This is a genomic window from Rhizorhapis sp. (assembly GCF_035276005.1).
In the GTDB taxonomy this organism is placed as follows: domain Bacteria; phylum Pseudomonadota; class Alphaproteobacteria; order Sphingomonadales; family Sphingomonadaceae; genus Rhizorhapis.
In genome coordinates, this window is record NZ_DATEMB010000050.1 from 13,730 (window position 1) to 31,906 (window position 18,177).

The 18,177-nt window shown below is 60.0% G+C and carries 18 protein-coding genes; 9 read left to right on the forward strand and 9 right to left on the reverse strand.

Annotation, left to right across the window (positions count from 1 at the left end; translation table 11 throughout):
• Positions 1-11: 11 nt before the first annotated feature.
• From ilvN to miaA, 4 genes are all read right to left on the reverse strand, one after another.
• Complete coding sequence (gene ilvN / locus VJS46_RS10785) at positions 12-527, reverse strand: acetolactate synthase small subunit (protein ID WP_324060049.1); 516 nt, start codon at positions 525-527, stop codon at positions 12-14.
• Positions 527-853, reverse strand: a complete 327-nt coding sequence (locus VJS46_RS10790; RefSeq protein ID WP_324060050.1) for a hypothetical protein — start codon at positions 851-853, stop codon at positions 527-529. The genes ilvN and VJS46_RS10790 overlap by 1 nt, the downstream gene beginning before the upstream one ends.
• On the reverse strand, positions 850-2,595 hold the full coding sequence (locus tag VJS46_RS10795) for an acetolactate synthase 3 large subunit (protein WP_324060051.1): 1,746 nt from the start codon (positions 2,593-2,595) through the stop codon (positions 850-852). Before VJS46_RS10795 ends, VJS46_RS10790 begins: the two co-directional genes overlap by 4 nt.
• 94 nt (positions 2,596-2,689) lie before the next feature.
• The gene (miaA, locus tag VJS46_RS10800) at positions 2,690-3,649 is read right to left on the reverse strand and encodes a tRNA (adenosine(37)-N6)-dimethylallyltransferase MiaA (RefSeq protein WP_324060052.1); all 960 of its coding nucleotides are present in this window, start codon (positions 3,647-3,649) and stop codon (positions 2,690-2,692) included.
• On the opposite strand from miaA, the gene serB reads away from it, so the two are divergent.
• From serB to VJS46_RS10815, 3 genes are all read left to right on the forward strand, one after another.
• Positions 3,648-4,529, forward strand: a complete 882-nt coding sequence (serB, locus tag VJS46_RS10805) for a phosphoserine phosphatase SerB (protein WP_324060053.1) — start codon at positions 3,648-3,650, stop codon at positions 4,527-4,529. The two genes, miaA and serB, sit on opposite strands and share 2 nt — an antisense overlap.
• 129 nt (positions 4,530-4,658) lie before the next feature.
• A complete protein-coding gene (locus VJS46_RS10810; protein WP_324060054.1) occupies positions 4,659-5,060 on the forward strand; it encodes a PilZ domain-containing protein in 402 nt (133 codons plus the stop codon).
• 287 nt (positions 5,061-5,347) lie between these two features.
• Entirely contained in the window at positions 5,348-5,692 is a 345-nt protein-coding gene (locus VJS46_RS10815; protein WP_324060055.1) for a UrcA family protein, read from the forward strand.
• 130 nt (positions 5,693-5,822) lie between these two features.
• Here the strand turns inward: VJS46_RS10815 and VJS46_RS10820 are convergent, their stop codons facing one another.
• The gene (locus VJS46_RS10820; protein WP_324060056.1) at positions 5,823-6,590 is read right to left on the reverse strand and encodes a LytTR family DNA-binding domain-containing protein; all 768 of its coding nucleotides are present in this window, start codon (positions 6,588-6,590) and stop codon (positions 5,823-5,825) included.
• Complete coding sequence (locus tag VJS46_RS10825) at positions 6,580-7,701, reverse strand: sensor histidine kinase (protein ID WP_324060057.1); 1,122 nt, start codon at positions 7,699-7,701, stop codon at positions 6,580-6,582. Before VJS46_RS10825 ends, VJS46_RS10820 begins: the two co-directional genes overlap by 11 nt.
• Positions 7,702-7,909: 208 nt before the next feature.
• On the opposite strand from VJS46_RS10825, the gene VJS46_RS10830 reads away from it, so the two are divergent.
• Both VJS46_RS10830 and VJS46_RS10835 read left to right on the forward strand, forming a co-directional pair.
• Positions 7,910-8,077 carry a hypothetical protein gene (locus tag VJS46_RS10830; protein ID WP_324060059.1) on the forward strand — a complete coding sequence of 56 codons (168 nt, stop codon included), beginning with the start codon at positions 7,910-7,912 and terminating at the stop codon, positions 8,075-8,077.
• 185 nt (positions 8,078-8,262) lie between these two features.
• The gene (locus VJS46_RS10835) at positions 8,263-8,814 is read left to right on the forward strand and encodes a hypothetical protein (protein ID WP_324060061.1); all 552 of its coding nucleotides are present in this window, start codon (positions 8,263-8,265) and stop codon (positions 8,812-8,814) included.
• Between the two features lie 67 nt (positions 8,815-8,881).
• Here the strand turns inward: VJS46_RS10835 and trmB are convergent, their stop codons facing one another.
• Positions 8,882-9,586 carry a tRNA (guanine(46)-N(7))-methyltransferase TrmB gene (trmB, locus tag VJS46_RS10840; protein WP_324060062.1) on the reverse strand — a complete coding sequence of 235 codons (705 nt, stop codon included), beginning with the start codon at positions 9,584-9,586 and terminating at the stop codon, positions 8,882-8,884.
• A gap of 199 nt (positions 9,587-9,785) precedes the next feature.
• Here trmB and VJS46_RS10845 point away from each other — a divergent pair, with 199 nt between their 5' ends.
• A complete protein-coding gene (locus tag VJS46_RS10845; protein WP_324060063.1) occupies positions 9,786-10,487 on the forward strand; it encodes an outer membrane protein in 702 nt (233 codons plus the stop codon).
• 87 nt (positions 10,488-10,574) lie between these two features.
• Here the strand turns inward: VJS46_RS10845 and VJS46_RS10850 are convergent, their stop codons facing one another.
• Entirely contained in the window at positions 10,575-11,669 is a 1,095-nt protein-coding gene (locus VJS46_RS10850; protein WP_324060064.1) for a bile acid:sodium symporter family protein, read from the reverse strand.
• Positions 11,670-11,684: 15 nt separating this feature from the next.
• On the reverse strand, positions 11,685-12,305 hold the full coding sequence (locus VJS46_RS10855; RefSeq protein WP_324060065.1) for a TetR/AcrR family transcriptional regulator: 621 nt from the start codon (positions 12,303-12,305) through the stop codon (positions 11,685-11,687).
• 104 nt (positions 12,306-12,409) lie between these two features.
• Here VJS46_RS10855 and VJS46_RS10860 point away from each other — a divergent pair, with 104 nt between their 5' ends.
• The 3 genes from VJS46_RS10860 to VJS46_RS10870 are packed head-to-tail and all read left to right on the forward strand — an operon-like array spanning position 12,410 to position 18,172.
• A complete protein-coding gene (locus VJS46_RS10860) occupies positions 12,410-13,567 on the forward strand; it encodes an efflux RND transporter periplasmic adaptor subunit (protein ID WP_324060066.1) in 1,158 nt (385 codons plus the stop codon).
• A gap of 5 nt (positions 13,568-13,572) precedes the next feature.
• Entirely contained in the window at positions 13,573-16,743 is a 3,171-nt protein-coding gene (locus VJS46_RS10865) for an efflux RND transporter permease subunit (RefSeq protein ID WP_324060068.1), read from the forward strand.
• A gap of 1 nt (position 16,744) precedes the next feature.
• Positions 16,745-18,172, forward strand: coding sequence for an efflux transporter outer membrane subunit (locus VJS46_RS10870; protein ID WP_324060069.1), 1,428 nt, complete (start codon positions 16,745-16,747; stop codon positions 18,170-18,172).
• Positions 18,173-18,177: the final 5 nt, after the last annotated feature.

The following is an 18,177-nucleotide window of genomic DNA, read 5'->3' on the forward strand; positions in this document are numbered from 1 at the left end:
GACAGCGAAGTTCAGGCGGCTTCCTTGCCGCGCGTAATACCAACAATGCCGGTCCGGGCGACTTCTACCAAGCCGACATGGCGCATCAGGTTGACGAAGGTGTCGACCTTATCCGATCCACCGGTAATCTCGAAGATGAAACTCTCCATGGTCGCATCGACGACGCGCGCGCGATAAACGTCCGCGAGCCGCAGCGCTTCGATCCGCTGGTCGCCAACGCCGGCCACTTTTACCAGGGCTAGCTCCCGCTCCACATAGGGACCATTTTCAGTGAGGTCGGTCACATTATGCACGGGCACCAGCCGATCGAGCTGCGCGATGATCTGCTCGATAACGCGCGGCGGGCCGTTGGTGACGACAGTGATACGGCTGATCTTGTGGTCTTCGGTAATGTCGGCGACGGTCAGGCTCTCGATATTATAGCCGCGGGCGGTGAACATGCCTGCGATGCGCGCGAGGATGCCTGCTTCGTTCGCGACCGTCAGCGTCAGGACGTGACGCTCGATCAGTTCTTCTTTTATGTGCATTATTTCTCTTCCTCGCGGGGCAGGGACAGCATGGCGGTCATGGCATAGTGCCAGTCGCCGTTCTGGCGATGCGCCACGCGTACCGGAAAGCCCACCACCGCATCGAAGATCCGGCGAAGATGCTCGCCCACATAGCGCGGCCCCAGGAGCAGAGTGCGTATGTGCTTTTCATGGAACTCGATCGGGTGGTCCAGGGTCACTTCCCATTCCTCATTTTCCTCATCGGCATAGTCGATCGTCCAGCCGGTAAGCTCGTTCGTGCCGTTCGTTCGCTCAAAATCCCACGGCTCTGTCACATGCAGGCGGAGCCGGAGATGCTGGGTCATACGAGCGCCTTTGCCTCATCGTCCATGGTGCCCGAAACCTCCGCGTCGCCGAGCAACATTTCAGTGTGCGACGCACCAGAGGGGATCATCGGGAAGCAGTTGGAGAGCTTGGCCACACGGCAGTCGACCAGGACCGGTCCGGCGGTCTCGATCATCTGCCTGATGCCGGCCTCCAGTTCCTGCGGCCCTTCGATCCGGATGCCGGTCCAGCCATAGGCTTCGGCCAGCTTCACAAAGTCGGGCAGGCTGTCGGAATAGCTTTCCGAATAGCGGCTTTCATAGGTCAGTTCCTGCCATTGGCGGACCATGCCCATATATTCATTGTTGAGGATGAAGATCTTCACCGGCAGGCGATATTGGATCGCGGTGCCCAGCTCCTGAATGTTCATCTGGATCGACGCATCGCCCGCGATGTCGATGACCAGCGCATCCCGGTTGCCGACCTGCGCGCCAATGGCCGCAGGAAAGCCATAGCCCATAGTGCCAAGGCCGCCGCTGGTCAGCCACTTGTTCGGATCATCGAAGTGGAAATGCTGGGCCGCCCACATCTGATGCTGCCCGACTTCCGTGGTGATGATCGGGTTCTTGTCCCGGGTTGCGGCATAAAGCGCAGCGATGGCCCGCTGCGGCATGATTTCTTCGCCGGTTTCGCGATAATCAAGCGACCGGCGCGCACGCCAGCCGTCGATCCGGCTCCACCATTCGGTCTGGTCCGTGGCCTTGTGGCCCTTTGCTTTCCACAGAGCGATCATGTCGGCCATGACATTGCCGACATCACCGATGACGGGCAGGTCCACGACGACATTCTTGTTGACCGAGCTGCGGTCGATATCGACGTGGATTTTCTTGCTGTCCGGCGAGAAGGCGTCGAGACGGCCGGTCACGCGATCGTCGAAACGCGCGCCGAGCGAGATGATCAGGTCGGCCCGGTTCATCGCCATATTGGCTTCATAAGTGCCGTGCATGCCCAGCATCCCCAGCCATTGCTGCGAAGAAGCCGGGAAAGCGCCAAGGCCCATGAGTGTGCTGGTAACCGGCGCGCCGGTGAGGGCGGCAAGTTCGCGCAGCAGCTCGCTCGCTTGCGGGCCGCTGTTGATGATGCCGCCGCCGGTATAGAGGATCGGCCGCTCGGCCGCGGCAAGCATGGCTACCGCCTTTTCAATATCGGCGGCAGGCGCCTTCACCTGCGGGCGATAGCTGACATGCGCAATCTCGCCGGGATGCTCATATTCTGCGGTCGCGACCTGAACGTCCTTGGGAATGTCGATGACAACGGGCCCCGGACGGCCTGAAGTTGCAATATGGAAAGCCTCGTGAAGAATATGGCCGAGCCGGGCGGGATCCTTCACCAGATAGTTATGCTTGGTGCAGTGGCGTGTCAGGCCGACCGTGTCCGCCTCCTGAAACGCGTCGGTGCCGATAAGATGCGTCGCCACCTGTCCGGTGAGGACAATGATCGGAATGGAATCCAGCAGAGCGTCCGTGATTCCGGTGATCGCGTTGGTTGCGCCGGGGCCGGAGGTGACGAGAACAACACCCGGCTTGCCGGTGGAGCGGGCATAGCCCTCCGCGGCATGGGCAGCAGCCTGCTCATGGCGCACGAGAATATGTTTGATGATCGGGTGATTGTAGAGAGCGTCATAAATAGGCAGCACCGCGCCGCCCGGATAACCGAATACCGTATCAACGCCGAGATCAACCAGCGCCTGAACCAATATGTCAGCGCCGCTACGCTCAACCACTTTCAATCTCCTTCAACAAAGGCGCGGTGTGCTGCAGTGCAGCCCAAAAGGCAAGGTGCTCGCGTCTATTTATAACAAAATGGCATGTCAACATCTAAAGTTGTAATTTTATTACTAGTTGCGTCGCTGCTTTAGAATTAATTTCTTCGCGAAAGCAGGGCCAATCACGCGGCGGCTGGTTGGAGAACCAGGTATATTGCCGTTTCGCATATTGGCGGGTTGCCGTCTGCCCTAGCGCAATCATGGCCTCCCGGCTGATCTCGCCGGAGAGCCAGGCAGCGATTTCCCGCACTCCGATCGCTCGCATAACTGGCAAGCCGGTGGGCAAATTCCGGTCCAGCAGCCTTTCAACCTCCGCGATGGCGCCATGTTCCAGCATCGCTTCGAACCGCCGGTCACACCGTTCAAACAGCCACTCTCTTGGAGGAAGGAGGACAAGGGGGTGCAGCGCAATATCCTTGCCTATCCCGCCCGTCATATGCTGGTGCCACCATCCAAGGGGCTTGCCCGTCGACCGCACTACCTCCAAGGCCCGAGCAACCCGGCTTGTGTCGGCTGGAGCCAGACGGGCGGCGCTTTCCGGATCCTCTGTTTTCAACGCCTCATAAGCATCGGCGACGGGCAGCGCGCGGACCATCTGGCGGATATCGGCATCAATGTCGGGCACAGGCGCGATGCCGTCCAGCAGCGTGCGGATATAAAGTCCCGTTCCTCCCACCAGTACCGGCAACCTTCCTGCGTTGTGGGCCGCAGCGATCTCCTGCTTGGCATCGGCTGCCCAGCGAGCCGCCGAACAGGACTCGCTTCCGTCGATTGCACCGAACAGGCGGTGCGGAGCAGCCGCCATCTCCTCAGCCGAAGGACGTGCCGAGAGAATGGCCAGGTCCGAATAGACCTGGCTCGCATCGGCATTGATGATGACCGCATCTGCCCGCCGTGCCAGTTCCAAGGCCAGAGCGCTCTTGCCGCTGGCGGTGGGTCCGGCAATAAGCGCGACAGCCGGACGGCCATCGGGGCCCTGATTCTGGCCTGAAGGATTATCGGAACTGCTCATGTTCGTTGGGACCATAGTGGCAAGCGGCGCATTGCGTCAGGGGGATATTACAGAAGCACGCGACCGCCTGGCCGCGGCAGGCTGTCAGCCCGGAGAAGCGGTAGAGTTAGAGCCCGGAAAGGCCGCTGACTTGTTCTTCTCGGCAAATCCCGCCGAAGCCCGGCAGGCATTGCAGGCGATCAACGAAGGCATGGATATTATCGTGCAGCCTGCCGAAACCCGCGAAAAAAGCCTGCTGGTCGCTGACATGGATTCCACCATGATCACCGTCGAATGCATCGATGAATTGGCGGACTATGCCGGGATTAAGGAACAGATCGCGGAAGTAACGGAGCGCGCCATGCGCGGCGAACTCGACTTTGCCGAAGCATTGAAAAGCCGTGTCGCATTGCTGAAGGGACTGGAGGAGCAAGTCATCGACATTTGCCGTTCCGAACGGGTCAAGATCATGCCCGGCGCAAAGGCGCTGGTGCAGACGATGAACGCCAGGGGCGCAAAGACCGTTCTGGTGTCGGGTGGCTTTACCCGCTTTGCAGAGCCCGTCGGCAAGGAGATTGGCTTCGGGCGCGTGGTTGCCAATGTCCTGGAGGTCGAGGGTGCACTTCTCGCCGGAACAGTCCAGTTCCCGATCGTCGATGCCTTGACCAAGCGTACGGAACTGGAACGGGCTTCCGCCGAATATGGCATCCCTCGCGAACTGACGATGGCCGTAGGGGATGGTGCGAATGACATCCTCATGATGGAAGCGGCGGGGCTGGGCGTGGCCTATCATGCCAAGCAGAAAGCGCGCGAGGCGGCCGACGCTGAAATCAACCATGGCGATCTGAGCGTGCTACTTTACGCGCAGGGCATCGTCCGGCGGCACTGGGCGGCTAAGTAGCCGCTGCCGTTTTGCATGCCTGCCTTTCGTTGCAGTTCAACAACATGATATAAAAGAAAAATTAAGGATGCTCCTATAGCTTTCGTTGCAGAAAAAAGATCTACCTTCGGGGCGCAGGAATTGTTAACGATGGGCTATGCCCGAAAATTGGACGCATTGCGGGTGACGGAGCCATTTGCACGGGCGCGGGATCCGCGAACGAGCAGGCTCCTGACCGCGGAAATCATGTCGTCCCGTCTTGGTACAGCAAAGATCGTGGTTCGGAATATTTCTGCCAGCGGCCTGGGTGGCAAATGCGATCAGATTCTGATCAAGGGCGAAGAAGTCGCCGTTCTGCTTAACAATATTGGCGCGATCGACGCAACGGTGGTCTGGGCTAATGACCGGTCCTTCGGCCTGAAATTCCAGGTTCGCATCGACCCGGCCCAAGCGCTCGCGGCGCCCACGGAACGCGTGGTCAAACCCTACGAGGTCCCGAGCTATTTCCGGCCGGAAGTTTGTACCCGCCGCCCTGGCTTCAACCGGAAATAAGAAACACGGACCCCGTCGGGCCGCCGACTTCCCAACCATTCCAGCGAACGCGAACAGCACCATGCCGTTTGTCGCCGAGGATAGGTTGTTTGTCGCTTCAGATGTCGTTCGCCGACCGTAATGGGCACTGGTCGAACCGCGAATGCATGCCTTGCCGTAGCGGCATATAGCCGGGTGACACCGAGGGAGGAGGACCCAAAACATCTTCTGAACCGGCGCAGAAGGGATTTTCGCGCTCTCTGTCCGCATGGGCGAAGGGTAGAACAAGATAACAGAGGAGATCAGAAATGCCTGCCCAAAAGAGTTTTGCCGCCAGCGTCCTTTCGGCAACCTTCGTCGCCGGGGCTCTTGCCATCACCACCGTTCCCGCACTGGCCGCCGAGCGTTCGGTCGAAATCGCCTATGGCGATCTCGATCTTACCACTGACGCGGGCGCCTCCACGCTGCAACAGCGTGTAAAGCGTGCCGTAACGAAGGTCTGTGGGACGGCCGATGTCCGCAATATCAGCGAGGTTCAGGATGTGAAGCGCTGCCGCAGTGAAGCCAGCGCCCGCAGCAGCCGCGACATCGCCCTGGCAATGGAGAGCGCCCGCAGCGGCGAACGCCTTGCCAGTTTGACAATCGAAAAATGACCTGGAGGCGTGTGCAAGATCCGAGCCACGCGATGACCATGCACGGCAATTCGGAACTTGGCCCGGGATGAGGAATTTGCCTTCGTCCCGGGCCGGCGCCCCCGGCTACCCTTAGGCCGGGGGCGTTTTCTCACCGTCCGGCAATGGCTTTCGCGCCGGAGAGATAGGTGCGGCCGATACGTATCTCAGTTCCATCAAGCAGCCGCGCGAACCAGACGCCGCTGCCGTCGTGACGCAGCCTGTCGATATGCCCGCGCCTGACTATATGGGAGCGGTGCAGCCTTATGAATTGTTTCGGGTCGAGCCTCTGTTCCAGCGAACTGATGGTCTGGTGCAGCAAATAGCTTCGCGGTCCGACGAAGACACGCATATAGTCCCGCTCCGCCTCGATCCTATCGATATGGGTGGCGGCTACGCGGACCAGTTCGGCCTTGTGGGGAACCCAGAATTCCTCCGCCCACAAGGAAGGCTTGGAAGTCGGCCGCGGTGTCCGGTCGCCTCTGGTGAGGGCCAGCACACGGTCGACCGCTCGTGCCAGACGTTCAAGCGACACTGGCTTTAATAGATAGTCGACCGCGGCCAGATCGAACGCCTCTACGGCGAAGCCCTCAAAGGCGGTCACAAAGATGATAGAGGGATTGCTGTCACCGTGGCTCAGAGCCCTTGCTACGCCTATGCCGTCAAGGCGGGGCATGGCAATGTCGAGCAGCAGCAGATCGGGACTCACCCCCTTCACCAGCCGAAGGGCGGATTCTCCGTCGGTCGCCATGCCCACCAATTCGATGCGCGGCTCCTTGGCACACAGCATCTGTAACCGTTCGACTGCGAGCGGTTCGTCATCGACGATCATCGTCCGTAAGGGACGTGCCGATTGCTCTGGTCCAGAATCAGCAGTCATCCGCTATTATAGGCATGCTGAGTTCAACCACAAAACCGGAACCGTCAGGCCTATACCATCGGATATTGGCCTTTTCGCCGAAGCGGGCCGCCAAGCGGTCCCGAACGTTCGCCAGGCCTATACCATTGCCCTTGTCCTCGTCCCCAGGGATGATGTCGCCATCATCACTGATGGATAGATGGAGCTGTCCCTCCTTCTCCTGCGCGCTGATCGTGACAGTCACTGGCCGTGCGGCACGCGATACGCCATATTTTATGGCATTCTCCACCAGCGGCTGAAGAATGAGCCCCGGCACACAAACGCTCATCAACTCGGCTGGAATATCGATCCTGGTGATCAGACGGTCCGGAAACCGCACCGCCTCGATATCCAGGTAGAGCTGCTGCAGCCTCACCTCATCGGATAGCGGCACATCGTCGAGCGGGTCGCCCATCAGGCTGCTTCGGTAAAAATGGGACAGGCTGAGAATCATCGCCTCGGCCTCATCCCGCCGGTCTTTCATGATCAGGCTGGAAAGAGAGTTGAGCGTATTGAACAGGAAATGGGGATTCACCTGATAACGCAGCGATCGCAGTTCGGCCTTTTGCGCCGCCTGTTCATAGCGGGCGGCGCGGCGCTCGAATCGCCTTACTTCTCCCGCATAGGATAGGGCCAGATAGAGAGCGGCCCAGGCTGACAGGAAGAAATAGCGGGAAAGGGCGACCTCGGCGATGTCCTTGATTGCATGATCTTCCTCCTTCGCCATCGCTGCCTTGGCCGGCGGATAGTCCTCCATCAGTCCTGAGGGATCATAGATGTTGAACACATAATAGTTGGCGAGCGCGATCAGGACCGCACCCGGTACTGCCGCCACGAAGGCTGTTATGATCCTGGTTGGTTGAGATTTCCGGTCAAATCGCCGCAGCACCAGATAGAGGCACCAGGTGATAATGATCCCGATGAGAGTCACCACGCCCCGCCGGAGGGCCATTTCGCCTTGCGCTTCAAAACCCACCACCAGCGAACGGAGGGTCACCACCACCATATAAAAAAGCCAGAAGCCCAAAATGGAATAGAGCGCGACAAGAGGCGAAACGCCCCGCTGTTCCTCAACTTCGCTGGTGCTGCCCATCCTTTCGGTCAGTACCCCAAATGCAGGTCTGCTGTCTGCCCCCTGCCATCGTCATGCATCGAAGAGTGGATGTTGTTTGTCGAAAGCAGCGGTTTTGCGCAAATCAGGAAGGGGGAACCGGGAAATTGCTGATCCGTTTCCTTCTTGAAAGGATGGAAACATGCAGAAGCGAAACTCAAGGGATCGTCCGAAAAAGGCCGGTGAACTTATGACCAAAGAGGAAGAACTGGACGAAGGCATCATCGAGTCCATGGACGCCTCCGATCCCCCAAGCGTCGCCCGGAAGGGCGATGATGGCCGCCCCATGCCATCTTCCGGCTATCGGCCAGAAGACTGGGAAGAGGATAAGGAAGGGGAGCAGAATAGCAAAAAATGAGCTAAAACAGGTTCGTGCATTGCCGTTATCCACAATATTGAACGCGTCGGCCGGATTTTAATGTTGCGGCGCAAAACGAAATCTGGTCGGATGTGAATATCAGCCGGGCGGTACCTTAATCCTACGGTAACCATAGAAGGCGCATGTTCGGCTGATCGGGCATTTTATATGTCGGAGGCAAGAGCATGGGCATTAGTGCAAGACCTGCGGACGGGGAGATAACCCTCGCTGAAATGCGGGAGTTCGCAAGCTTCCCCGCCGGTACGCAGAGATATATCAGAAGGTCCCTGGACGTGGGGCTTCACCGGCAGGACGCATTGAAGATATGGTCGCGCGACGTTGTAGAGGCGGCGAGCATCCGTGCGCAGGTGCGTATGTATGACCGGCTGAACTACATCAAGTCGCTGGTTCCTGATGACAGCGGCCTGGATCAGGTGGAGCCGTTCATGGCGCCGCTGGTGACGCTGTCCGCTTTCGATCTGGGGCAGGACCGGTTGCAGAGCTTCAGCAGCTACCGGTTCCTTTATGAACGGCTGATCGGGGCGGCGGCGCGGCCCTGGTTGCCCGGCGCATTTTGTGCGGCGGCGAGCCTTCCGCACCTGCACCCGGACAAGCGGCGCGTTCTCCTGCAATCGATCAGCGAAGCCGCCGCGACGGCGCCTGGCTGGTCCAACCGGGAGCCGACCTTTTACCCTGAATGGGTGGAAAAGGTCGACACCACCAAGCCGGCGAACTGATCCAACTCGCCCTTGAGGGGCTTGACGGTGCACTGCTTTTGCCAAGGAAGGAAGTTGCGCCCCACGCCTATCCCCGCGCACCAGCCAGACGCTCATTCCGGCGGTAGCGGAAATACCAGACCTCGTGGCCCAGCCTTCGCGCTTTTGCCTCATAGCGCGTTTCGGGCCACCCTCCCGGACGGACCAGAAAGTCCTTGGGTGCCTGCGCCAACCAGTCGAAATCGCGCCGCTGGTTCATGATCATCATCGACCAGCGGCAATAAATCGGATGGTCAGTGCCGAGTCGGAATTCGCCACCCGGCTTGAGCTTGGCCGCGATCATGTCCAACGGCCCATGGTTCATCATGCGCCGCTTTGCATGCCGTGCCTTTGGCCAAGGATCGGGGTGCAACAGATAGACAAAGCTCAGCGCACCGTCTGGCACCCGGCTCAATATGTCCAGCGCATTGCCCATATGCAGGCGGATGTTCGGGACGAACCCGACGCGTATGTGCTGGAGCGCGCCTACAACACCGTTCAGAAAAGGTTCGCAGCCGATAAAGCCGTGATCGGGCAGCAAATCGGCCCGATAGGCAAGATGTTCTCCCGAACCAAATCCGATCTCGAAATGAAGCGGCCGGTCGTCCCCGAACAGAAGGCGGGAACTCACTGGCCCTTCTTCAGGCACCTCTATCTGGGGCAGCAGTTGTTCAAGCAATTGTGCTTGCCCGGCGCGCAGCTTGTGACCTTGGCGCCGGCCATACAGGCGGTTCAAAGTGGTCGGATCGGACATGGCGGCCTGCTAGCGGAAGGGCAGGGGAAGGGCTAGGGGGCAATTTTGTGTTTTCAGTGTAACACCTCGCCATCAAATGCGAGCTAAATAACTACATACATTAGCTTATTCGCTGCCGACGCCCCGGCCACCGTCGTTTAACCTCATCGAAGGTTCCGCATTTCAGGCGGGATAGACAAGATCATCTTGGAGGAGCGACATGAGGAAAGTTCTTGCAACTGCACTTCTGGGCTGCGGCGCTGCGATACTGGCCACACCGGCTGAAGCCCAGGAGCCATCGCCCTTTACCGGCTTTCGAATAGAGGCACTTGGCGGCTATGATACGCTGCGCAACGGAAGCGACGCCGATATAGATGAGGATGGAAGTGAGGACATAGACCAGTCCATCGATGGGTTCCTTTATGGCGTGGGCGCGGGCTTTGATTTCGATCTTGGCGGATTTGTGGCTGGGGTCGAGGGTGAGTTTTCGGACTCGACCGGGAATCAGGATACCGACGAGGTAATCAATGCGCCCTTTGCCTACCGGGCGAGTATCGGCCGCGATCTATATGTAGGTGCGCGCGTGGGTATGCGGGTCAATCCCAATATGCTGTTGTATATCAAGGGCGGCTATACCAGCACCAAGGTTGACGCGGCCATCGACGATCTTGATCCTGACGATGATGTCGATTTCACGACCGATGCAGACCAGACGGTCGATGGGTACAGGATCGGCGCAGGCATTGAACATGTGTTCGGAAATTCGCTGGGCGTCGGATCAGGTGCCTATGCAAAGCTGGAATATCGCTATTCCAACTATGATGATCTGTCTTTCGACGATGACTTTTTCACATCGCCCAATTCGGTGGACATAGATTTGGACCGGCATCAGGTCGTTGCAGGACTGGGTATTCGCTTCTGAAACCGGGCTGTAAGAAGTAGCTCGGCGGGATCGACGCTAATGCCAAAGGTTCGCGCGATCCCGCTGGGGCGCCGCCCGCCTGTTGGGCTATGACGCGTCACTCAATCTTGACTGAACCTCGAGGCCCGGTTCGCTCTGCATCGGGCTTATGACCGGAGGGGAGGGGGCCGGCCGTGCGGCGTAGCGCTGCGCAAGCAATGCGCAGACGACCAATTGAAGCTGATGGAAAAGCATGAGCGGCAGGAGGATGAGGCCGAGTTGGGGGCCAGGCAAAATGACGCTCGCCATTGGCAAGCCGCTGGCCAGCGACTTCTTCGAGCCGCAGAATAACAGGACAATTTCATCCTCGCGGGAAAGACGCAGGATACGGCGCGCCATCGTTATCGTGATGCCCAGCGCAAGCCCGAGCAGCACTGTCAGCACGAGCCCCACTACCAACAGGTCGCTTATGCCGATCGCCTGCCAAATATTGTCGACCATCCCCTTTGAGAAGGCAACATAGATGATCAGCAGGATCGAGCCACGATCGGCGAGTCCAAGCACCGTCCTGTGCTTCTGCACCCAATGCTGAAGCCAGGGGCGCAGCAACTGACCCGCCAGGAAGGGCACCAATAGCTGCGCGACGATGTCCCGAAGAACGCCGAAGGATAATTTCACTCCCGCGGTGTCAAGCAGCCAGCCCGCAAGGATGGGCGTCAGGAAAACGCCAACGATGCTGGAGACCGACGCGGCACAGAGCGCAGCAGGAACATTGCCACGGGCGATGGACGTGAAGGCGATCGACGACTGCACTGTGGACGGCAGCAGGCACAGAAAGATCACGCCGGTGGTCAGCGCGGGTGGAAGTCCGGCGGGCAGCAGGTGGACCAGAATAAAGCCGAGCGCGGGAAACATCATATATGTGCTCAGCAGCACGGAGATCTGCAGCGGCCCGTTGCGCAAGCCTTGCCAGGCCGCGGTGGGTGAAATGCGCGTCCCGTAGAGGAAAAACAGGAAAATGATCCCGGCATCGGCAGCGATCCCGGCGACCGTCGCGCCCCGCCCCTGGGCAGGGAGGATTGTTGCCAAGAGCACGACGGCAAACATCGCGACGATGTAGGGATCAATCCTTTTGCGCAGCCTGCCGAGCATATTTCCCTTCTGGCGGCGGACTGAATTGTTGTAAAGCTTTCTGCTCGGCATGCGGCTTTCTGCGCGTCAAGCCTTGGAGAGGGTCTTTACCCGCTCCACCATGAAATTTTGCATTTCTTCGACTACCGCCTGCACTCCTAGGTCCGGGACCATGAGTTCATAGTGGAGGATACCTAGAGAGAAGGTCAGAACCATGTCGGCCAACAGTGATCGCTGTTTCTCCAACTTTGGATCAGGGGCGAGTTGGGCAAGCGCGGCGAGAATCGTTGCGCGCAGTTCGAGCTGAAGTGAGGTGAAGATCGCGGCAATGCGCTCATTGCGAGCGGACTCGGCCAAAATCTCAGCAAACAGCCGCTTGCCCTCCCGATCAGTGTGAGGCTCCAGCAAACTGAGGAGCCAGGTCATCATATGATCGGAGTCACCATTGCTGATCGCCTTTTTCAGCGCATCGGCACGAAGGAAGGTGGCGCAATCTTCCTCCACCAGCGCGGCGACAACGTCCTCCTTCGAAGCGAAATCGCGATACATCTGACCCACGGCGATGCCGGACTCTCGCGCGATCTGCGCAACGCCAGTCGCATGAAAACCTCGTTCTATAAATAAGTTACGGGCCGTGTCGATGAGTTTCCGCCGACGCAGTTCGGCACGTGATGATCGATCAGCCGAACATAACCGAGGTTCAGTCATTTTCCATTTCTCTCCTTCGAAATCGCTTGACGCGACCCCCTTCTTCGCATTAGCAGCATTTGTGAGTGATCGTTCACTTACATATCCTCATATCGGAATCAAGCATGATGATAAAGCCCTTTGGAATGGCGGCTATTCTCTTGGCACTGGCTGGCTGCGGGGACCTCAACGGACAGGCGCAGCAGAATGCGCAGCAGGCGGTTCCGGTGAGTTTCGTTACCCTTCGCGAGCAGCCCGTCACCCTTACGACCGAGCTGCCGGGGCGGACCTCTCCGTACGAAACGTCGGAGGTGCGCCCCCAGGTGAACGGCCTCATCCGGGCCCGGCTGTTTGCTGAGGGAGATTATGTCCGCCAGGGGCAGCCGCTCTACCGAATCGATCCCGCGCCCTATGAAGCGCAGGCGGCAAGCGCGCGCGCCGCGCTTTCCCGGGCGCGCGCCGGGGTTGGCGCAAGCGAGTCGCTTGCACGGCGGTACGGCGAGCTCGTCAAGATCAACGCCATTGCCCGGCAGGAATATGAAAACGCCGTTGCAGCCTCCCGGCAGACGCAGGCAGACGTGGCCGCTCAGCAGGCGGCGCTTCGGTCAGTCGAGATCGATCTTGTACGCACCACCATCCGGGCGCCGATTTCCGGCCGCATCGGCCGGTCCGTGTTCACGACTGGCGCTCTGGTAACCGCAGCCCAGCCTGAGCCGCTCGCGACCATCCAGCGGCTTGATCCGATCTATGTCGACATTCAGCAATCAAGTGCGGACCTCCTCCGCCTGCGCGAGCAGATCATATCGGGCAAGTTGTCGAGCGACGGCAATGCGCGCGTGCGGCTCCGGCTGGAGACCGGATCGCTTTATCCCATGGAGGGAACGCTCCGCTTTGCCGACGTTACCGTTGACCCCACCACCGGCTCGCAGACGATCCGGGCGCAGTTCTCCAATCCCGATGGATTGCTGCTGCCTGGCATGTTCGTGCGTGCAGAACTGGTTGAAGGCGTCAAGAGCAGCGCCATCCTTGTGTCTCAACGCGCGGTGAACCGCGACGAGAGGGGCCGTGCGACCGTTATGGTCGTCGGCACAGGCAACAAGGCTGAGCTTCGCACTATCAAGGCAGCCCGTACCGTGGGCGCCGACTGGCTCGTGACAGGCGGCCTCCGCGCCGGCGACAAGGTCATCATGGAAGGCGCGATGATGCTGCGGCCCGGAATGCCGGTCAACGCGCAGCCCTGGTCCCCCGGCAACGGCCGCACTGCTAACGCGCAAGGGAAGTAACTTCGATGGCACGCTACTTCATCGACCGTCCCATCTCTGCATGGGTCCTGGCGATCATCATCATGCTGGCGGGAGTCCTGTCGATCCAGTCGCTCCCGATCTCGCAATTCCCGACCATCGCGCCTCCGGCGGTGACGATAACGGCGAGCTATCCAGGCGCGGATGCCGAAACGCTCGAGCGGACGACCACGCAGATCATTGAGCAGCAGCTCAAAGGCATCGATAATCTGCGCTATTTTTCGTCCTCTTCCTCCTCCGCCGGGCAGGTGAGCATCACACTGACCTTCGAACAGGGAACCGATCCCGACATCGCTCAGGTTCAGGTGCAGAACAAGCTGCAGGCCGCTACTCCCCTGCTTCCTCAGGAGGTGCAACGGCAAGGTGTCCAGGTCGCCAAATCGAGCGCCAATTTCCTGCTGATCGGCGGTCTTTATTCCAAGGACGGCTCTCACTCGGCGAATGACCTTGCCGACTATATCGTCTCGCGCCTGCAGGATCCGATCAGCCGCGTCGATGGTGTTGGCGAACTGCAGGTGTTCGGCACCCAATATGCAATGCGCATCTGGGTCGATCCGGTAAAGCTCAACAGCTATCAACTAACCATCGCCGACGTGACCGCCGCAGTGCAGGCGCAAAACGCTCAGGTCTCCGCAGGTCAGCTCGGCAGCTTGCCTGCACCACGCGAGCAGGAACTGAACGCGACCGTTTCCGTCCAGTCGCGACTCCAGACGCCTGAGGAGTTTGGCGGTATCCGCCTAAAAAGCGATGTCAGCGGCGCCGTGGTGCGCCTGCGCGATGTCGCGCGGGTCGAACTTGGCGCTGAAACCTATGGTTTCGATTCGCGGTATAATGGCAAACCTGCTTCGGGCTTCGGCATACGGCTCGCTCCTGGCGCCAACGCCCTGACGACCGTTGATGCCGTCAAGACGCAGGTGGAGGAGATCGCCAAGCAGTTCCCTGCCGATGTGAAGGTGGTCTATCCGTTCGACAGCACGCCGTTCGTGCGCCTTTCGGTCGAGCAGGTGGTGCACACTCTCGTAGAGGCGGTCGTGCTCGTCTTCCTGGTGATGTTCCTGTTCCTGCAGAATTGGCGGGCGACCTTGATCCCGACGATCGCGGTCCCGGTTGTGCTGCTCGGCACTTTCGCAGTGATGGCGGCCGCCGGTTACTCGATCAACACGCTGACTTTATTCGGCATGGTGCTCGCCATCGGCCTGCTGGTCGATGACGCCATCGTCGTTGTGGAGAATGTGGAGCGGCTGATCCAGACCGAAGGGCTTAGCCCCAAGGCCGCTGCGCGAAAATCCATGGACGAGATTACCGGCGCCCTCATCGGCATTGCCATGGTGCTGTCGGCGGTGTTCCTGCCAATGGCGTTCTTCGGCGGATCGACTGGCGTCATCTACCGCCAGTTCTCGATCACCATTGTTTCCGCCATGGCTTTGTCGGTATTGGTGGCGTTGACCCTCACTCCGGCCTTGTGCGCGGCGATCCTGAAGCCGCACGATCCCAAGAAGCATGAAGGCAATGGGTTGTTTGCGCGCTTCTTTCGCTGGTTCAACGACCTCTTCGACCGGGGCACGGAGCGCTACGAACAAGGTGTTCGCGGCACGGCGCGCAATTGGAGGCGCTCACTTGCGATCTATGCGCTGATCGTCATCGGCATGGGGCTGCTTTTCTGGCGCCTGCCGACGGGCTTCCTGCCCGACGAGGACCAAGGTTCCATGATCGCGCTGGTCCAGGGTCCGTCCGGCGCCACCATGCCCCGCACCGAAGAAGCGCTCGCCCTTGTGCGCGATCATTTCCTTGAAAATGAGAAGGCGAATGTCGAAGGCGTGTTCACGGTGAGTGGCTTTTCCTTTGCCGGCCAAGGTCAGAATACGGGCATCGCGTTCGTCCAGCTAAAGCCCTGGGAGCTTCGCGAGGGCGCCGAAAACAGCGCTCAAGCGATGGCGAACCGCGCAATGGGATCGTTCAGCCAGTTCAAGGATGCGATGATCTTCGCCCTTGTTCCGCCTGCCGTACAGGAACTGGGCAACGCCACCGGCTTTGATCTTCAGCTCGTGGATGTTGGCGGCATCGGCCATCAGGGCCTGCTTCAGGCGCGCAACATGATGCTCGGCATGGCTGCGCAGGAACCGCGCCTCGCGCAAGTCCGCCCGCTCAGCCTTGAGGATGCGCCTCAGCTCAAGGTCAAGGTCGACCAGGACAAGGCGCGCGCGCTCGGCCTTGACATCGGCGTGGTCAATTCGACGATCTCCACCGCGTGGGGCGGCTCCTACGTCAATGATTTCATCGATCGCGGCCGCGTGAAGCGCGTCTTTGTTCAGGCGGACGAGCCCTATCGGCTTGTACCGGAGGATATCGGCAACTTCTACGTTCGCGGGCAAAACGGAACGATGGCGCCGTTCACCGCCTTCGCAACGCTCGATTGGGCGCAGGCACCGGTGCAGCTCACGCGCTACAATGGCCAGCCTGCCATGCAGCTGCAAGGTGTGCCGGGTCAGGGCGTCAGCACCGGTGCGGCGATGGCGGCGATGGAAGAGATCCATGCCAAGCTTCCGCCCGGAACGGCCCTCCAATGGACCGGCCTGTCCTATGAGGAACGCCTGTCCGGCGGTCAGGCGCCGGCCCTTTACGCGCTGTCGCTTCTGATCGTGTTCCTGTGCCTTGCTGCGCTCTACGAGAGCTGGTCGGTGCCGATCTCCGTCATACTGGTGGTTCCTCTCGGTGTCGTCGGTGCCTTGATCGCGGCGACGCTCACCGGACTCAACAACGACATCTATCTGCAGGTTGGCCTTATCACCACGATCGGCGTGTCGGCCAAGAACGCGATCCTGATCGTTGAGTTTGCCGAGGAGCGGATCAGGGACGGCCTTCGTCCCTTCGAAGCGGCGGTCGCTGCGGCACGGCTGCGCCTTCGCCCGATCCTGATGACCAGCCTGGCCTTCGTGTTTGGCGTGCTGCCGCTTGCAATATCCACGGGCGCAGGCGCAGGCGGTCAAAATGCAATCGGCCGCGCGGTGGTTGGCGGCATGCTGTCCGCCACCGTTCTTGCCATCTACTTCGTGCCGATGTTCTTCATCGTCGTGCTGCGCTTGTTCGGAAAGGGCGGAAAGGCGGACATTACCGCTGCCGAAGATCCGCACGGCACCCCGGCGGTGCAGGGAGCCTGATATGATAAATCACAAGTCTCTTATTGCCCTGGCGGCTGCCACAACCGTGCTTGCGGGCTGCAGTCTGGCACCTACCTATGTCCGTCCCACCGAAGCCGTACCGGCGGCTCTGCCGCAAGGCGGGGTCTATCCCGCGGCGGCAACCGATGCACCGGATGTGAGCAGTATCGGCTGGCGCGAATTCTTTACCGATGAGCGGCTGCGCCACGTGATCGCGCAGGGGCTCGAAAATAACCGGGACCTTAGGATCGCGGCGGCAAACGCGCTGCAGGCCCGCGAACGTTACCGAATTCAGCGCGCTGACCGGCTGCCCACTATAAACGCAGGCGGATCGGCCACTTTCACCGACAGTCCCACCAGCGGATCGGCCACTGGAGCCATTGCAGGGGGAGGAAGCAAGGATCTGGAGATCTACTCGGCGGATGTCGGCTTTTCGGCTTTCGAACTCGACCTTTTTGGTCGCGTCCGCAGCCTCAGCACTGCCGCGCTGGAACAATATTTCGCGACGGAGGAAGCACAGCGCACAGCCCGCATCAGCATCATCGCCGAAATCGCGACCGCCTGGCTGACTCTTGCGGCCGATCAGGACCAATTGCAGCTTTCACGGGAGACGCTGCGTGCTTTCGAGCAGACGCGCGCGCTCACCCAGGCGCAATTCCGTAGTGGCGTGGTCTCGGAGCTCGAGGCGCGGCAGGCTGATACCAATTACCAGGCAGCCCGCAACGACATTGCCGTGCTGGAGACACGGATTGCCCAGGACAAGAACGCACTGGACCTTCTCGTCGGCGCTCCTGTCAGCGCCGACCTGCTGCCGGACGGCTTGGGTAGAGGGGAGGCAACGCTCCAGAACTTGCCGGCGGACCTTTCGTCCGAAGTGCTGTTGAGGCGCCCTGACGTGCTTCAGGCCGAACACCAGCTTCGTTCCGAAAATGCCAATATCGGCGCTGCTCGCGCGGCCATGTTCCCGACGATTTCGTTGACCGCAGCCTTTGGGACCATCAGCACTGCATTATCTGGCCTCTTCGACAAGGGTAGCTTCACTTATTCGGCGAGCCCAGCGCTCTCGCTGCCGCTTTTCGATTCTGGAAGGCGCCGGGCCGATGTGCGCCTCGCGGAGGCAGCCAAAAAAGGGGCAATTGCATCCTATGAGCGAGCCATTCAGTCCGCCTTCCGCGAAGTGGCCGATGCGCTCGCTCAGCGGGGAACGATCGACGAGCAGATAGCGGCTCAAACCGCGCGAACAGAATCGGCGCTGGTCGCATCGCGTCTTTCAGAAGCCCGCTACAGGGTAGGGGTGGACTCCTTCCTGGTCACGCTCGATGCCCAGCGAACCGCCTATGCATCGCAGCAGCAATTCGTGATCACGCGGCTCGGGCGTGCGACCAATCTGGTGGAACTCTACCGTTCGCTGGGCGGCGGCCTCAAATAATTTAT

Excerpts from the sequence above, each read along its gene's own strand:
- ilvN (WP_324060049.1), bottom strand. The coding sequence starts at position 527 with ATGCACATAAAAGAAGAACTGATCGAGCGTCACGTCCTGACGCTGACG.
- VJS46_RS10790 (WP_324060050.1), bottom strand. The coding sequence starts at position 853 with ATGACCCAGCATCTCCGGCTCCGCCTGCATGTGACAGAGCCGTGGGAT.
- serB (WP_324060053.1), top strand. The coding sequence starts at position 3,648 with ATGTTCGTTGGGACCATAGTGGCAAGCGGCGCATTGCGTCAGGGGGAT.
- miaA (WP_324060052.1), bottom strand. The coding sequence starts at position 3,649 with ATGAGCAGTTCCGATAATCCTTCAGGCCAGAATCAGGGCCCCGATGGC.
- VJS46_RS10810 (WP_324060054.1), top strand. The coding sequence starts at position 4,659 with ATGGGCTATGCCCGAAAATTGGACGCATTGCGGGTGACGGAGCCATTT.
- VJS46_RS10815 (WP_324060055.1), top strand. The coding sequence starts at position 5,348 with ATGCCTGCCCAAAAGAGTTTTGCCGCCAGCGTCCTTTCGGCAACCTTC.
- VJS46_RS10820 (WP_324060056.1), bottom strand. The coding sequence starts at position 6,590 with ATGACTGCTGATTCTGGACCAGAGCAATCGGCACGTCCCTTACGGACG.
- VJS46_RS10825 (WP_324060057.1), bottom strand. The coding sequence starts at position 7,701 with ATGGGCAGCACCAGCGAAGTTGAGGAACAGCGGGGCGTTTCGCCTCTT.
- VJS46_RS10830 (WP_324060059.1), top strand. The coding sequence starts at position 7,910 with ATGACCAAAGAGGAAGAACTGGACGAAGGCATCATCGAGTCCATGGAC.
- VJS46_RS10835 (WP_324060061.1), top strand. The coding sequence starts at position 8,263 with ATGGGCATTAGTGCAAGACCTGCGGACGGGGAGATAACCCTCGCTGAA.
- trmB (WP_324060062.1), bottom strand. The coding sequence starts at position 9,586 with ATGTCCGATCCGACCACTTTGAACCGCCTGTATGGCCGGCGCCAAGGT.
- VJS46_RS10845 (WP_324060063.1), top strand. The coding sequence starts at position 9,786 with ATGAGGAAAGTTCTTGCAACTGCACTTCTGGGCTGCGGCGCTGCGATA.
- VJS46_RS10850 (WP_324060064.1), bottom strand. The coding sequence starts at position 11,669 with ATGCCGAGCAGAAAGCTTTACAACAATTCAGTCCGCCGCCAGAAGGGA.
- VJS46_RS10855 (WP_324060065.1), bottom strand. The coding sequence starts at position 12,305 with ATGACTGAACCTCGGTTATGTTCGGCTGATCGATCATCACGTGCCGAA.
- VJS46_RS10860 (WP_324060066.1), top strand. The coding sequence starts at position 12,410 with ATGATGATAAAGCCCTTTGGAATGGCGGCTATTCTCTTGGCACTGGCT.
- VJS46_RS10865 (WP_324060068.1), top strand. The coding sequence starts at position 13,573 with ATGGCACGCTACTTCATCGACCGTCCCATCTCTGCATGGGTCCTGGCG.
- VJS46_RS10870 (WP_324060069.1), top strand. The coding sequence starts at position 16,745 with ATGATAAATCACAAGTCTCTTATTGCCCTGGCGGCTGCCACAACCGTG.